Raw genomic sequence first — 15142 nt, 5'->3', positions numbered from 1 at the left:
TTGTGCCTATTTTTAATTAATGGAATCGGAAAATATTTACATACTAGGTATTGAGTCTTCGTGTGACGACACGGCTGCAGCCGTGATTCATAACGGCAAAATTTTAAGTAATGTTGTAGCCAGTCAAAAAATACACGAAGAATATGGTGGTGTGGTTCCTGAATTAGCTTCAAGAGCCCATCAGCAGAATATCGTTCCGGTTGTAGACCGTGCCATTAAGAAAGCTGGCTTGACTGCCGATCAATTACATGCTGTAGCATTTACTCGTGGTCCTGGTTTAATGGGGTCTTTATTAGTAGGTACTTCCTTTGCAAAATCTTTAGCCTTTGGTTTAGACATTCCTCTCATAGATGTCAATCACATGCAGGGTCATATTTTGGCACATTATATTGATGAAGAAGGGTTTGATAAACCTCCCTTCCCCTTTTTAGCTATGACCATCTCTGGAGGACATACTCAAATCGTTAAAGTGTCAGGATATTTTGATATGGAAGTCATAGGAGAAACCATTGATGACGCTGTAGGTGAAGCCTATGATAAAAGTGGTAAGATATTGGGCTTAGGTTATCCTGCCGGACCATTAATTGATAAATATGCTCAATTGGGAAATCCTAAAGCATTTCAATTTACAAAACCTAAAGTTGATGGTTTGAATTTTAGTTTTTCCGGATTGAAGACAGCCATACTTTATTTCATTCAAAAGGAAATTAAAGCCAATCCAAATTTCATCGAAGAAAACCTTAATGACATTTGCGCTTCCATACAGTATACTATTATTGGAATTCTCATGGACAAGCTAAAAAAGGCTTCAAAAGAAACAGGGATTAAGCATATTGCCATTGGGGGTGGTGTTTCTGCTAATTCAGGGATTAGAGCTGCCCTTAAAAATGCTGAATCCAAATTTGGATGGAAAACCTATGTACCTAAATTTGAATTTACTACAGATAACGCTGCCATGATTGCCATAGTAGGATATTTAAAATATTTGGAAGCTGACTTTGCTTCTCAAGAGGTTGTTGCGGCAGCTCGATTACCCATACAATAAATTCAGTTGTTAAAACCTCTGTTGATAACTTTTGAGGAGTCGTAAAACGGCACCCCATTTTTTAGTTTCTTTATTTTAAAATCTAAACTAAATCCCAAATGAAAAAAACATTACTCACCCTACTTGTGGGCACTTCCATGCTACAGGCACAAAATGCTACCAAACAATTGGATTCCATTTTTGACATGAATCAAGCCGAAGCATTTTTAGAAACAAAAGCCTTTAAAGGCAAAATCATCACTTTTAATGAAGCCAAACATCAAACAAGCTTAGCCAAACAACTGTTTGACAAATCTATTGGTGGCTCCTTAACAGATGATCAAGGTTTTGAGTCTATACACTATAAAGTTTTAGAGAAAAACATTGTGCCTAACTATCGCGTCAATTACATATTTTTTGATGGCAAGCAGATTTCTTATGATAAAATGAACGATTTGAGACAACGTATCCTTACCTCCTACGAAAATGGCATCCCGTTTGTGAAAATGGCCCAAGTCTATTCCATGGATAGAAATGCCAGCCAAGGGGGCGACACCGGTTGGTTTACTGAAGGCTCACTTCATCCCAAATTGGAAGAAGCTATTATTTATGGTGGTCACGCTAAAAATGATATCTTTATAGTCGATATTCCTGCGGAAGATAAATACTATATGGTTTTTATGACTCAAGCACCAAAGGAACTTACAGAAATAAAAGTATTACGCGTGATTGAACCAAAAGATTAATGCAACTATTTTATCAATCAAACATTTCAGAAAATGCTTCTCAAATCTTCTTTGATAAAGAAGAAAGTAAACATATTGTAAGAGTTTTAAGAAAATCCGTTGGTGATACATTACATATCACCAACGGTAATGGTTATTTATTTGAGGCAGAAATCTCTGTGGCCGATTTAAAAAATTGTGTTGCCAATATTGTTAAAAGCACCTTACAGGCTCCAAGAGCTTATAAATTGCATTTAGCGGTTGCTCCTACAAAAATGAATGATCGCTATGAGTGGTTTTTGGAAAAATCTACAGAAATTGGTATCGATGAGATCACACCCATTATTTGTGACCATAGTGAACGTAAAGTTGTAAAAACAGATCGTTTTGAGAAGATTTTGCAATCGGCGATGAAACAATCTCTATCCTGCTATCTACCTAAACTCAATCCTCCTATACCCTATTCTACGTTTGTATCTCAGGATTATTCAGAAAAGAAATACATTGCACATTGTGAAGAATTGGATAAAAAATCCCTAAAACAGGAACTTAATCCCAAGGAAGATATTCTTATTCTTATTGGTCCTGAGGGAGATTTCAGTGTTAATGAAATTGAAATGGCCATCCAAAACCAATTTATTCCTGTAACTTTGGGGAACACTCGTTTACGCACCGAAACAGCTGCTATTGTTGCTTGTCACTCGGTTGCATTTGTCAATGAATAGCATGAAAAAATATCTATTTTTAATATTATTTAGTTGCGCTCTTTTAGGTCATTCCCAGCAAATTGCTCTTTTAAAATATAAAGGTGGTGGTGATTGGTATGCCAATCCAACAGCACTTCCAAATCTTATTACTTATTGCAACAATAACATCAATACGACTATAGAGACAAAACCAGAGACCGTTGAAGTGGGGAGTATGGATATTTTCCAGTATCCATTCATTCATATGACTGGCCATGGCAATGTTTTCTTTAGTGAGGAAGATTCTGAGAACCTAAGAAATTATCTTTATTCTGGAGGTTTTTTGCATATAGATGATAATTATGGAATGCAGCCATACATAACAAAAGAATTGAAAAAAGTATTTCCTGATAAGGATTTGGTAGAAATACCTGCTAACCACCCTATTTTTTCAACGGCCTTTGCTTTTCCTGACGGATTGCCAAAAATCCATGAACACGATGGAAAAAGACCTCAAGCCTTTGGTATTTTCCATGAAGGAAGACTAATTCTCTTATTTACTTTGGAATGTGACCTTGGTGATGGCTGGGAAGATGAAATAGTGCATAATGATCCTTCAAACGTTAGGGAAAAGGCGCTGAAAATGGGTGCCAACATCATTAAATATGCTTTTGACAATTAATAATCTACACCTTTAAAGTGCAATTAACGCATTACAACACCACGTTTAAAAAGAAATCCCATCCTATTGTTTTGGTTTGCGATCATATTTCTAATGCTCCAAATATTGGAAGCCTTTTCAGAACAGCTGATGCATTTGGAATTGAAAAGATTATTTTCATAGGAGGACCTATACCGAATGGAAGGAAAATGACCAAAACTTCCAGATCGACAGAAAAAGTGGTTCCTTATGAAATTAGAGAGAACATTGAAGAGACGGTTCAAATTTTAAAATCGTCAGGCTATGAAATAATTTCATTGGAAATCACAGACAATAGTAGACCTTTATCTTCTTCAAAGTTTCACAAACACCCTTTGGCTTTAATTGTTGGAGATGAAAATTTTGGGGTTTCAAATGAAGGACTTAACCTTTCAGATAGCGTCATACACATAGACATGTTTGGCCAAAACAGCAGTATGAATGTGGTTCAAGCGACATCTATCGCTTTATATGAAATCACTAAGCAATTAATGTAAAGCATTTTATATATTTACAAATATGAATGCAAAAACCATTTCCAAAGGTATATTAAGAGCGGTTGGAACCATTGGCGCCATAGCTTTGATTTTATTTGTTTTATACCAAATTAGTTCCATTATCGTCTATTTGGTGATTGCCGTGGTGCTTTCCCTTTTGGGTAGGCCCCTAATAATTTTCATGAAACGGAAATTAAAGTTTAATAATACGGTGGCTGTTGTCATTACCATTTGTATTTTTTTGGGCTTTTTTTTAGGGTTGGTTAGTCTATTTATTCCATTGATTGCAGAACAGGGAAGTAATTTATCTCTTTTGGACATTGACCAATTACGAAGTAAAGTTGAAACGATTTATTCTTATACTTCAGATCATTTCCATATTGGTTCCACTACCCTAGAAGAAGAATTGGAAAAATCACAGCTTTTGAATAAAATTGATTATACCTTTCTTCCTGATTTTTTTAATGCCTTAGTTTCAGGATTAGGGAGTTTTGGGATTGGCCTATTTTCAGTACTGTTTATAGCCTTTTTCTTTTTAAGGGATAGTAAAATGTTTGATCGCATTATTTTGATCATTCTTCCTGACGACTGGGAGGATCATTATAAAAATTCTTCAGTCAAGATAAAGGACCTTTTATCCAGATATTTTATTGGTCTTTTTGCTCAGATATCGGTACTCTTTGTAATTTACATGATTGGTTTACTCATAATTGGGGTCAACAATGCCATAGTAATTGCCTTTCTGTGCGCCTTATTGAATTTGATTCCTTATGTGGGACCTTTGATAGGTGGCGGACTAATGATTTTACTGACCATGACCAATTATTTGGACAGCAGTTTTAGTGAGGTTATTTTACCAAAAGCTTTGTATGTACTCATCGTTGTTGGTATCGGACAAGTGGTTGATAATTTCTTCAGTCAGCCTATTATTCTCGGGAAAAGTGTGAAATCACATCCTTTAGAAATCTTTTTGGTTATTCTTATAGCAGGTGTCCTTTTTGGGGTTATTGGTTTAATTGTTGCGGTTCCTGCCTATTCAAGTATCAAGGTTATTTTAAAAGAGTTTTTAGCTGATAATAAAATTGTAAAAGAACTTACCAAAGACATCTAGTAATGGTTTGAATAAAGCAATATTACATACTGAAAAACAAGACTTTATTAAAAATAACATTAGCTCTAACATTAATGAGTTGATATTAAAAGGGTCTCCTTTTAGTGATGTTGATATCAAAGAATTAGCAGAGCAAATTGAAGCCAAGAAAAAATGTCAAAATAAACTTCCTACTTGGTTTAAAACACCAGGTATCTACTACCCTAACAAACTCAATGTAGAACAAACCTCTTCAGAAGTCACAGCAGAGTATAAATCTAAAATTATTGAAGGAGATTCCTTAATTGATATTACTGGAGGTCTCGGAGTTGATGATTATTATTTCTCAAAAAAAATTAATCAAGTTGTTCATTGTGAGATGAATCCATATTTATCAGAACTAGCTCGCTATAATTTTGAAAAGCTCCATGTTTCAAATATTCAACCTTTTTGTGGAGATGGCTTAGATTTCCTTGATAAAATAGATGAAACTTATGATTGGGTCTACATTGATCCTTCTAGGCGTAGTGAGATTAAAGGCAAGGTATTTCTTTTAGATGATTGTCTACCCAACGTCCCAAAGAATTTAGATTTACTCTTTTCAAAAACAAATCAAATACTCATTAAAACCTCACCGCTACTTGATATATCCATTGGCTTAAGTGAATTACAATATGTCAAGGAAATACATGTAGTGGCTGTAAACAATGAAGTAAAAGAGCTCCTTTGGATATTAGAAAAAGGGTTTACAAATGAACCAAAAATACAAACCATCAATTTAGGTCATGAAAATTCTCCATTTTCATTCTTTCCGTCCGAGGAAACGGAACAAGAAGTTCTTTATGGAATGCCCAAAACATTTGTATATGAGCCTAATTCTGCCATTTTAAAATCCGGTGGTTTTAAAGTATTGACCAAATACTTCAACGTAAAAAAACTTCACCAACATAGTCATTTATACACTTCAGATTCCTTATTAAAATTCCCTGGTAGGTCGTTTAAAATCCTTCAAATTTTAACCTATAATAAAAAGGCCTTGAAGCAACTGAAAATAACCAAGGCCAATATCACCACTAGAAATTTTCCTGAAAGCGTAGAGCAATTGCGTAAAAAGTTTAAGATAAAAGATGGCGGTGAAACTTATTTATTTTTCACCACCAATTGTGAAGGTGATAAAATAATTCTTGTTTGTCAAAAACCCTCGTAGGTTCCATTTAAAAGCTTTAAATCTTTTTAACATCAAGATAAGTCAGCACTTTGTATCTTCGCGACAAAACAATTTATATGCTAAAAGCTGTACTTTTTGATATGGATGGTGTTATTGTAAACACTGAACCTTTACATCACAAAGCTTATTTTTCCATGTTCAAAAAAATAGGCATTGAAGTTTCTGACGATTATTACCGCACCTGGACAGGAAGCTCAACCCTAGATACCTGTAAGGGAGTTTGCAGAGATTTTAATTTAAGTCATGCCCCTCAAGAATTGGTGCAAATCAAAAGGGATAGTTTTAAAGAATTGTTTGTAACAGATAAGGAATTGAGTCTCATTGATGGTGTTTTAGAGCTAATTCAGAATTATCATGCTCAAGGTCTTAAGTTGGTTTTGGCCTCTTCGGCACATAGAAGCACAATCAACAGCGTATTTGACCGGTTTGAACTCAACCAGTATTTTACAGAAAAGTTTAGTGGTGCCGAATTAAAAGCCTCCAAACCGCATCCAGAAATATTCCTTAAAGCCTATGAATCGACTTTATTTCAAAAACAGGAATGTATGGTTATTGAGGATTCTACAAACGGAATAAAAGCAGCTAAGGCGGCTGGACTATTTTGCGTAGCTTATGATAGTTTCCACTCAAAAGATCAAGATTACACACAAGCTGATAAAGTGATAAAAGATTATTCTGAAATACACCATGATTTGATTCAAAAGGAATTTCATTAATTATTCAAGAGGGCTAAAAAATATGATATCAGCACTTTAAATATTTTTTACGAAAAAAAGCAAAAAATAGTTGCGTTCTTAAGCATGAAAAGTTACATTTGCATCCGCAATTAAAGAACGTTCTTTTATTTGTTTTTAAGGAGAGGTGCCAGAGTGGTAATGGAGCAGATTGCTAATCTGTCAACGCGTAAGTGTTGCCAGGGTTCGAATCCCTGTCTCTCCGCTGATTCGGGGTGTAGCGTAGCCCGGTTATCGCGCCACGTTTGGGACGTGGAGGCCGCAGGTTCGAATCCTGCCACCCCGACAGTTAAAATTTTCATCACGCCCTAGCGTGATTGAGGGGTCGCGTAGCTCAGCTGGATAGAGCATCTGCCTTCTAAGCAGACGGTCACAGGTTCGAATCCTGTCGCGATCACAATAAAAAGCCATATCATTTGATATGGCTTTTTTGTTTTATTCAGGATATTCAATCCTAAGATGGTAAATATTCGCCAGTTTCCGTTTTAAAACCTTTTTAATGGACTGTATCTCTTTAAAGGTAATATTGGCATTCAAAAACTGTCCGTCAGCCATTTGTTTATCAATAATGTTTTCTACAAAGGCATCAATTTTTGTAGAAGTCGGTTCTTTTAAGCTTTTGGAAGCAGCTTCAACACTATCACACATCATTAAAATAGCTGTTTCTTTACTGAATGGTTTAGGACCTGGATAGGAAAATTCATCTACCTCCAATTCATCCAGCATTAAAGCTTCTTTTTCTTTCTTATAAAAGAAATAAACGACACTGGTTCCGTGGTGGGTTCTTATAAAATCAATAATACGATCAGGAAGGTTATTCTTTTTGGCTATTTCAATGCCATTGATGACGTGATCAATAATGATTTTTGCACTTTCCCTAGCCGATAATTCATCATGTGGATTGATTCCCGTCGACTGATTTTCGGTAAAATAAGTGGGATTGGACATTTTACCTATATCGTGATACAACGCCCCTACTCTTACTAACATAGCATTAGCCCCTATTTCACTGGCTGCAGCTTCACACAAATTGGCAACATTCAAGGAGTGATGGAAAGTCCCTGGCGCTTTGTTAGAAAGTTCTTTTAATAACTTAGAATTGGTGTCAGACAATTCCAATAGTGAAACGTCAGAAACCAAACCAAACAACTTCTCATAGGCATAAATAAGGGGTTGAGCAAATAGTGTCGCCAATCCACATAACACAAACATTCCAAAGGTCACCAACTGAATACCGTCTACACTTCCTTCATGAATCACATAAAAAGCGAAATAAGCTATTAAATATATTAAGGTAATCTGTCCTACAGAAATAAACAGATTGGCCCTTTTATAAAGTTCAGAAACCGTTAAAATAGTTACTATTCCTGCAATAATTTGCAAAAACATATATTCGTAACTATTGGGAACTATAAAACCTAAAAGCAAAACCGTCAAGACATGTGAAAACAAACCTAGGCGGGCATCAAAAAAAGCTTTTAAAACCAAGGGAAGGATACATATAGGCACTACATAGATATACTGTGAATTATAATTAACTACCAAGGTGGTAAGGAATACCATCAATAAAATATTGAAAAAGATAAAAGTAACCTTAGTGTTGTTTTCATAGACCTCAAACCGGTATTTACGCAAAAAGAGTAATAACATTAGTAAGGCTAATGAGACCAATAAGGTGTATGCCACCAAAACCCAGTTATAATTGGCTTTCGTCCATACTTGCGATTCATATTCAGCTTCTAGAGATTTTAATTTCTGAAACTTGTCACCCTCAACGACCTCACCTTTAGAAATAAGTAAAGTACCTCGTTCCACACTGCCACGTGTGTAGGATATTTTATCGAGTTCGTTTTGAAGCGACTTTTCCGTCAAATTTTTATTGAAGGTTAGGTTAGGCTCAATGATATCAAAGAACAAGGCTACATACTGTGTGGTAAACTGTGATAAACCTTTCTTATTTAATTGATTGTTTAACATTGCCTTTATCTGGCTTTGCTTAATCAATTCAGAATAGTTTACTGTTTTCTTTTCTACGTTGTCGTCTAGTATTATTGCTTGTTTTTCTTCTGCAAAATCATAATCTTCACTCAAGACCCCATGAGCATAGAGATTGTTTAAAAAGTCCATTCCAAATTGGTAAACATCCCTTTTTCTACCAACCAAAATTGAATCTGGAAAATCTACTTTAAATTCCTCATCATAAATGTTTAAAACAGACTCTTTAACACTGGAATCTAAATTAAAATACAAATAAGACTCTGATTGAATTTGCTTCTTTTCTTGGTCTATTTCCGTTTCAGATTTTTTAATGGCAAAATCAAAAGGGGCATAAAGATTTTCTGATTGCCAAGGTTTCCCTCTTTCAAAATCGTATTTAAATTTTCCACTCTTGGGAAATAGGTAAACGATTATAAATGTGGTACATACAAAAAGAAGAACTTTATACAGTAAGGAATGGTTCTTATAGAAGAAATTTACAAGGTCTTTCATTGATAACATTCAGAGTTTCAAATGTAATAAAAATATTGTCCAATGTCAGAAGTCCTAAAATCTGATTTGTTCTATATTCTTGTAAAATTTGATTAATTTTGCTCAACACAAAAAAATCACTAATTATGAGTAAACAAGTAGTTATTGTTTCTGCTGCTAGAACACCGATAGGAAGTTTTTTAGGATCGTTATCCACTATACCTGCGCCAAGACTTGGGGCTGTTGCCATTAAAGGAGCCTTGGATAAAATACAATTAAAACCAGAAATGGTTGATGAAGTTTTTATGGGCCATGTGGTTCAAGCAGGTGCCGGACAAGCACCAGCGAGACAAGCTGCTATTTACGCAGGAATACCAAATACCGTTCCATGTACCACTATAAACAAAGTATGTTCTTCTGGAATGAAAAGTGTTATGCATGCTGCGCAAGCTATTGCTTTAGGTGATGCTGATATTGTGGTTGCAGGAGGTATGGAAAACATGAGTATGATTCCACATTATTATCATGCAAGAACAGGGACAAAATTCGGACCAGCTACTTTGGAAGATGGATTACAAAAAGATGGATTGGTAGATGCTTACGATAATAATGCCATGGGTGTATGTGCAGATGCTTGCGCTGTGAAGTATGAATTTTCAAGGGAAGACCAAGATGCGTTCGCAATTCAATCGTATAAGAGATCGGCTGATGCATGGGAAACTGGAAAATTTGATAATGAGGTAGTTCCTGTTGAAGTACCGCAACGAAGAGGTGACGCATTAGTAGTCTCTAAAGATGAAGAATTCACTAATGTCAAATTGGATAAAATCCCTGCTTTAAGACCAGCCTTTTCAAAGGATGGTACTGTAACAGCTGCAAATGCCTCTACCATTAATGATGGTGCTGGAGCCATGGTGCTAATGAGTAAGGAAAAAGCTGAAGAATTAGGATTGAAAATATTAGCTACCATAAAAAGTTATGCTGATGCAGCTCATGAACCTGAATGGTTTACAACTGCTCCCGCTAAAGCATTGCCAAAAGCACTTGCCAAAGCTGGAATATCTATAGATGATGTAGATTACTTTGAGTTTAATGAAGCATTTTCAGTTGTTGGATTGGCAAATATGAAAATTTTAGGTCTATCAGATGATAAAGTCAATGTGAACGGTGGTGCGGTATCATTAGGACACCCATTAGGATGTTCTGGGGTACGTATTCTGATAACCTTATTGAATGTATTAGAACAAAATAATGCTAAAATTGGTGCGGCTGCTATCTGTAATGGCGGTGGTGGTGCATCAGCAATGGTTATAGAAAGAAATTAAGCCATTATATTGAATGAAGTACGGAATCTGTAACCTTGGTATTGTTCCTTTAAGATTGGAGCCTTCAGATAAAACTGAATTGGTATCACAAGTCTTGTACGGTGAATTTTTTAAAGTTCTCGAACAAAGGAAAGAATGGAGCAGAATCCGTATTTCTTATGATAAATATGAAGGTTGGATTGACAACAAGCAATATCTTGAAATTTTGGAAGAGGATTACCTCAAGCTAAAATCGGAAGCTTCTATCCTTTCAACTGATTTGGTAGAATTTGTACAAGATTCAAATGACCAGCTTTACCCAATCCCAATGGGATCGACCTTAAACGGTTTATCACTTTTGAATCATAAACATGATGGTCATAATTTTCAGGGAAAAAAGGGCAAAGAATTTCTTTTAGAGACAGCTTTCAATTACTTAAACGCTCCTTACTTATGGGGAGGGAAAACACCTTTTGGAATCGATTGCTCAGGATTCACCCAAATGGTATATCGTCTAAATGGTTATTCTATTTTTAGAGATGCTTCCCAACAGGCCACTCAAGGAGAGGCTCTAAGTTTTATTGAAGAGAGTGAACCTGGTGATTTAGCCTTTTTTGACAATAATGAGGGAAATATAGTTCATGTTGGAATTATCATGAATGACAATTATATTATCCATGCCCATGGCAAGGTAAGGATTGACCGCATTGACCACTCTGGTATTTTCAATCAGGATTTAAGAAGACACACCCATAAACTAAGGGTGATTAAAAAGATCATATAAAAAAAGTCGCAATGAAAATTGCGACTTTTTTAATGTAGGTAATAAGGTTTATTCTAGCCCTTACTCAATTCATCTACTTTAGCTTTCATTGCTTTAAATTTTGCAGTATCTCCTAAAGCACTATAAATATTCATTAAGGTTTTTGTTACCTCCAAGTTATCAGGATCTTGTTTCAAAACATTTTCTAAATATGGAACTGCACTCTTATAAACCTGAGTTCTTTCCTCTTTTAGCTCATCATATCTTTTGTTATCAGCAGAAGAATTTCCAAGTCCGTTCATTTCTTCAACAATGGCAGTTTCTCTACCTAAAATCAAAGCAGCTAAATTGATTTCAGCATTTAAATAGGTGGGATCCAATTCAATCGCTTTTTTATAATACTTTTCAGCCGCTTCCAAATCTTCAGACTCTTGAGCAACTACACCTAAATTAAATTGTAATTCTGGATTGTTAGGATCTTTAGCTGCTGCTTCTTCAATGGCACTTTTGAACTTATCTGTTTTTCCCATTTTGAAATACAGATTAGCTTGTGACATCAATAGATTCAAATCATCTGGATTTTCTTTTCTAGCTTCTTCCATAGCAGCTTCTGCCTTTTCATTTTCACCATTACTGATGTAAATAAGTGCTATGTTTTTAATGATTTCAGGACGTTTAGAATCTGTCTTTTGAGTGGAAGGTTTGATATGAGTTCCTGCTTTTACAGATAAATCCCTCATATTTTGGTCATCAAAAGTTTCTACTTCACCACTCTCTTTATTTGTAGCCACAAACTGAGTTTCAACGCCTTCATATCCTAAAGTATTCAATTCTTCATAAAGCGTCAACGCACGGTCATATTCTTGAACACTTACCGCAGTCGCCGCTGCATAATATAGATATAAAGTATCCTGGGTAGAAGCTCTATAGGCATTTTCAAAATACTTTGAAGATGTGCTATAGTCCTTTTTCTCATAAGCATCATTTCCCTTAGTTAGGAAATTTTGTACCATTTGAGTTTTTAATTCTGCAGCTTCCGTTTGATAATCAGCAGTAACGTTTTCCAAGTCACCTAAAGCCGTTTTTATATCTGGATTGCTTCCGTTACCTCCAGCATATAAAGAAGCTGCTTTTAAATAGTAATACTTTGATTTTAACTTATCATCCATGGAAGACATCAAACCCTCCGCTTCAGACAATGCAGCTTTTGCTTCTGCATAATTATTATTCTTTATAGCCTTTTCAGCATTCTTCAATTCTTTTTTTTGAGCAAAAGAAAACGAAGAAATTGCCAATGTCAATGCTACAACTAATTGTTTTTTCATTGCGTTATGTATTAATTTTAATGTTTATTGTTCACTGTCCTGTGTTGTATCAAGAGTTGTGCCATCATCAGTTTGATCAACGATATTCTCATTTCCTTCCAAATCTTCCATATCATCTTCATCTTGCTTTACTTTGGCAACTGCTGCAATGGAATCATTATTTTTCAAATTGATCAATTTAACACCTTGAGTTGCACGACCCATGGTACGTAAATCTTTTACTTCCATTCTGATGGCAATACCCGATTTATTAATAATCATTAATCCGTCGGTATCAGAGACATTTTTAATGGCCACCAAATTTCCAGTTTTATCTGTAATTGAAATGGTCTTGACCCCTTTTCCTCCACGGTTGGTAATTCGATAAATTTCTTCACCAGTTTCTGGGTCATCAATAAACGTACGCTTTCCATAACCATTTTCAGAAACAACTAAAACAGTTTCTTCCTGTGGATTATTAATGGTAATCATACCAACAACTTCATCTTTGTTGCTAGCAAGGGTGATCCCTCGTACTCCAGAAGCATTTCTTCCCATTGGTCTGGTTTTGGCTTCTTCAAAACGAATCGCTTTACCTGATTTTAAGGCAATCATAACTTGGCTTTCTCCAGTTGTTAACTTTGCTTCCAGTAATTCGTCATCCTCTTTAATTGTAATGGCATTGATACCATTCGTTCTCGGTCTGGAGTATTGTTCAAGAGACGTTTTCTTAACCTGACCTTTTTTGGTTGCCATTATGACATAATGACTGTTAATATAATCTTCGTCTTTAAGATCTTGTGTACAGATAAAGGCTTTTACCTTATCATCCTGCTCAATATTGATTAGATTTTGGATAGCTCTACCTTTTGAGGTTCTGCTTCCCTCTGGAATTTCATAAACCCGCATCCAGAAACACTTACCTTTTTGGGTAAAGAATAGCATGTACTGGTGGTTTGTACCAACAAACATATCTTCTAAAAAGTCTTCGTTTCTTGTAGTAGATGCTTTCTGACCTACTCCTCCTCTATTTTGGGTTTTGTATTCAGATAACGGTGTACGTTTCACGTAACCAGCATGAGAAATGGTAATAACTACCTTTTCATCAGGAATCATATCCTCGATACTCAAATCGCCACCAGCATATTCAATAACCGAACGACGCTCATCTCCATATTTATCCTTAACCTCAAGTAATTCTTGTTTAATAATGTCCATTCTTCGATCCTTCTTATCAAGAATGTCCTTTAAATCCTCAATGGTCTTTAAAAGTTCTTCATATTCTGAACGAAGCTTGTCTTGTTCTAGACCAGTTAACTGACGTAAACGCATTTCTACAATAGCCTTTGCTTGAATCTCAGTCAACTTAAAGCGTTCCATTAATTTTTCTCGAGCTTCCTCAGCATTTGAAGACCCTCTAATGATCGCGATGACTTCATCAATGTTATCAGAAGCGATAATTAAACCTTCTAATATGTGGGCACGCTCTTCAGCTTTACGCAATTCGTAAGTGGTTCTTCTTACTACAACCTCATGGCGGTGTTCCACAAAATGAAGAATTAAATCTTTAAGATTTAACAATTCTGGTCTACCATTAACTAAGGCAATGTTGTTAACGCTAAAGGAAGATTGTAAAGCGGTGTATTTATAAAGCTTGTTTAAAACAATATTAGGAATGGCATCACGCTTCAACACATACACTATTCGCATCCCATTTCTGTCGGACTCATCACGAATGGTTGAAATACCATCTAACTTTTTATCATTTACCAAGTCTGCAGTCTTTTTAATCATTTCTGCTTTATTAACTTGGTATGGAATCTCAGTTACAATAATACATTCCCTTCCATTAACTTCCTCTATGTTGGCTTTGGCACGCATAACAATACGTCCACGCCCCGTGTGAAAAGCTTCTTTAACGCCATCATATCCATAAATTGTTCCTCCTGTTGGAAAATCAGGTGCTTTTATGTGAGTCATTAACTCATCAACGTCAATCTCATTATTATCTATATAAGCTACTGTACCATCAACAACTTCAGATAAGTTATGTGGAGGCATGTTGGTTGCCATACCTACAGCAATCCCAGAAGCCCCATTAACTAAAAGACCTGGAATTCTAGTTGGTAAAACAGTTGGCTCTTGTAATGTATCATCAAAATTTAAACGGTGATCTACAGTATCTTTATCGATATCAGCAAGCATATCCTCTGATATCTTTCTCATTCTTGCCTCTGTATAACGCATCGCCGCTGGACTATCACCATCAACAGACCCAAAGTTTCCCTGTCCATCTACCAACATGTATCGCAGACTCCACTCTTGAGCCATACGTACCATAGTATCATAAACAGAAGTATCTCCATGGGGGTGATATTTACCTAAAACCTCTCCAACAATTCTTGCAGATTTCTTGTATGCTGTATTAGACCTTACTCCTAATTCATGCATACCGAAAAGAACTCTTCGGTGAACGGGCTTAAGACCATCTCTTACATCTGGTAAAGCACGTGACACGATGACCGACATTGAATAATCAATGTAAGCCGATTTCATTTCATCTTCAATGTTAATTGGAATGAGTTTTTCTCCTTCTACCATATATAAATTAATTAGTT

The 15142-nt window shown here is 35.6% G+C and carries 13 protein-coding genes and 3 tRNA genes; 13 read left to right on the top strand and 3 right to left on the bottom strand.

What is annotated here, in order from left to right; genetic code table 11:
• Positions 1–19: 19 nt before the first annotated feature.
• The 11 genes from tsaD to GZ212_RS06240 all read left to right on the top strand — a co-directional run bounded on the left by tsaD (position 20) and on the right by GZ212_RS06240 (position 7081).
• Complete coding sequence (tsaD, locus tag GZ212_RS06290; RefSeq protein ID WP_166958283.1) at positions 20–1045, top strand: tRNA (adenosine(37)-N6)-threonylcarbamoyltransferase complex transferase subunit TsaD; 1026 nt, start codon at positions 20–22, stop codon at positions 1043–1045.
• A 98-nt stretch (positions 1046–1143) separates the two neighbouring features.
• Complete coding sequence (locus GZ212_RS06285) at positions 1144–1770, top strand: peptidylprolyl isomerase (protein ID WP_166958281.1); 627 nt, start codon at positions 1144–1146, stop codon at positions 1768–1770.
• Positions 1770–2474, top strand: coding sequence for a 16S rRNA (uracil(1498)-N(3))-methyltransferase (locus GZ212_RS06280; protein ID WP_166958279.1), 705 nt, complete (start codon positions 1770–1772; stop codon positions 2472–2474). Before GZ212_RS06285 ends, GZ212_RS06280 begins: the two co-directional genes overlap by 1 nt.
• A gap of 1 nt (position 2475) precedes the next feature.
• Entirely contained in the window at positions 2476–3117 is a 642-nt protein-coding gene (locus tag GZ212_RS06275; protein ID WP_053970004.1) for a DUF4159 domain-containing protein, read from the top strand.
• 17 nt (positions 3118–3134) lie between these two features.
• Positions 3135–3632 (top strand): TrmH family RNA methyltransferase, encoded by a 498-nt coding sequence (locus GZ212_RS06270; protein WP_166958277.1) that lies wholly within the window; start codon positions 3135–3137, stop codon positions 3630–3632.
• Positions 3633–3654: 22 nt separating this feature from the next.
• Positions 3655–4743, top strand: coding sequence for an AI-2E family transporter (locus GZ212_RS06265; protein WP_166958275.1), 1089 nt, complete (start codon positions 3655–3657; stop codon positions 4741–4743).
• A gap of 7 nt (positions 4744–4750) precedes the next feature.
• On the top strand, positions 4751–5929 hold the full coding sequence (locus GZ212_RS06260; RefSeq protein ID WP_166958273.1) for a class I SAM-dependent methyltransferase: 1179 nt from the start codon (positions 4751–4753) through the stop codon (positions 5927–5929).
• Between the two features lie 77 nt (positions 5930–6006).
• Positions 6007–6666 carry an HAD family phosphatase gene (locus tag GZ212_RS06255; protein ID WP_166958271.1) on the top strand — a complete coding sequence of 220 codons (660 nt, stop codon included), beginning with the start codon at positions 6007–6009 and terminating at the stop codon, positions 6664–6666.
• A 139-nt stretch (positions 6667–6805) separates the two neighbouring features.
• A tRNA-Ser gene (locus GZ212_RS06250) sits at positions 6806–6889 on the top strand.
• A gap of 6 nt (positions 6890–6895) precedes the next feature.
• Positions 6896–6970 (top strand) — tRNA-Pro (locus tag GZ212_RS06245).
• A 37-nt stretch (positions 6971–7007) separates the two neighbouring features.
• Positions 7008–7081 (top strand) — tRNA-Arg (locus GZ212_RS06240).
• Positions 7082–7119: 38 nt separating this feature from the next.
• On the opposite strand, the gene GZ212_RS06235 is transcribed toward GZ212_RS06240, so the two are convergent.
• Entirely contained in the window at positions 7120–9174 is a 2055-nt protein-coding gene (locus tag GZ212_RS06235) for an HD family phosphohydrolase (RefSeq protein ID WP_166958269.1), read from the bottom strand.
• A gap of 125 nt (positions 9175–9299) precedes the next feature.
• Between GZ212_RS06235 and GZ212_RS06230 the strand changes: the two genes are divergently transcribed.
• Positions 9300–10478: an acetyl-CoA C-acyltransferase gene (locus GZ212_RS06230; RefSeq protein WP_166958267.1), complete on the top strand. Its 1179-nt coding sequence runs from the start codon at positions 9300–9302 to the stop codon at positions 10476–10478.
• Positions 10479–10491: 13 nt separating this feature from the next.
• The gene (locus GZ212_RS06225; RefSeq protein WP_166958265.1) at positions 10492–11241 is read left to right on the top strand and encodes a C40 family peptidase; all 750 of its coding nucleotides are present in this window, start codon (positions 10492–10494) and stop codon (positions 11239–11241) included.
• 53 nt (positions 11242–11294) lie between these two features.
• Here GZ212_RS06225 and GZ212_RS06220 read toward each other — a convergent pair whose 3' ends face one another.
• Positions 11295–12545 carry a lipopolysaccharide assembly protein LapB gene (locus GZ212_RS06220; RefSeq protein WP_166958263.1) on the bottom strand — a complete coding sequence of 417 codons (1251 nt, stop codon included), beginning with the start codon at positions 12543–12545 and terminating at the stop codon, positions 11295–11297.
• A 24-nt stretch (positions 12546–12569) separates the two neighbouring features.
• Entirely contained in the window at positions 12570–15125 is a 2556-nt protein-coding gene (gene gyrA / locus GZ212_RS06215) for a DNA gyrase subunit A (RefSeq protein WP_166958261.1), read from the bottom strand.
• Positions 15126–15142: the final 17 nt, after the last annotated feature.

It is taken from the genome of Mangrovimonas sp. CR14 (assembly GCF_011764015.1).
Lineage (GTDB): Bacteria > Bacteroidota > Bacteroidia > Flavobacteriales > Flavobacteriaceae > Mangrovimonas > Mangrovimonas futianensis.
This window is presented reverse-complemented; position numbering and strand designations above follow the sequence as displayed.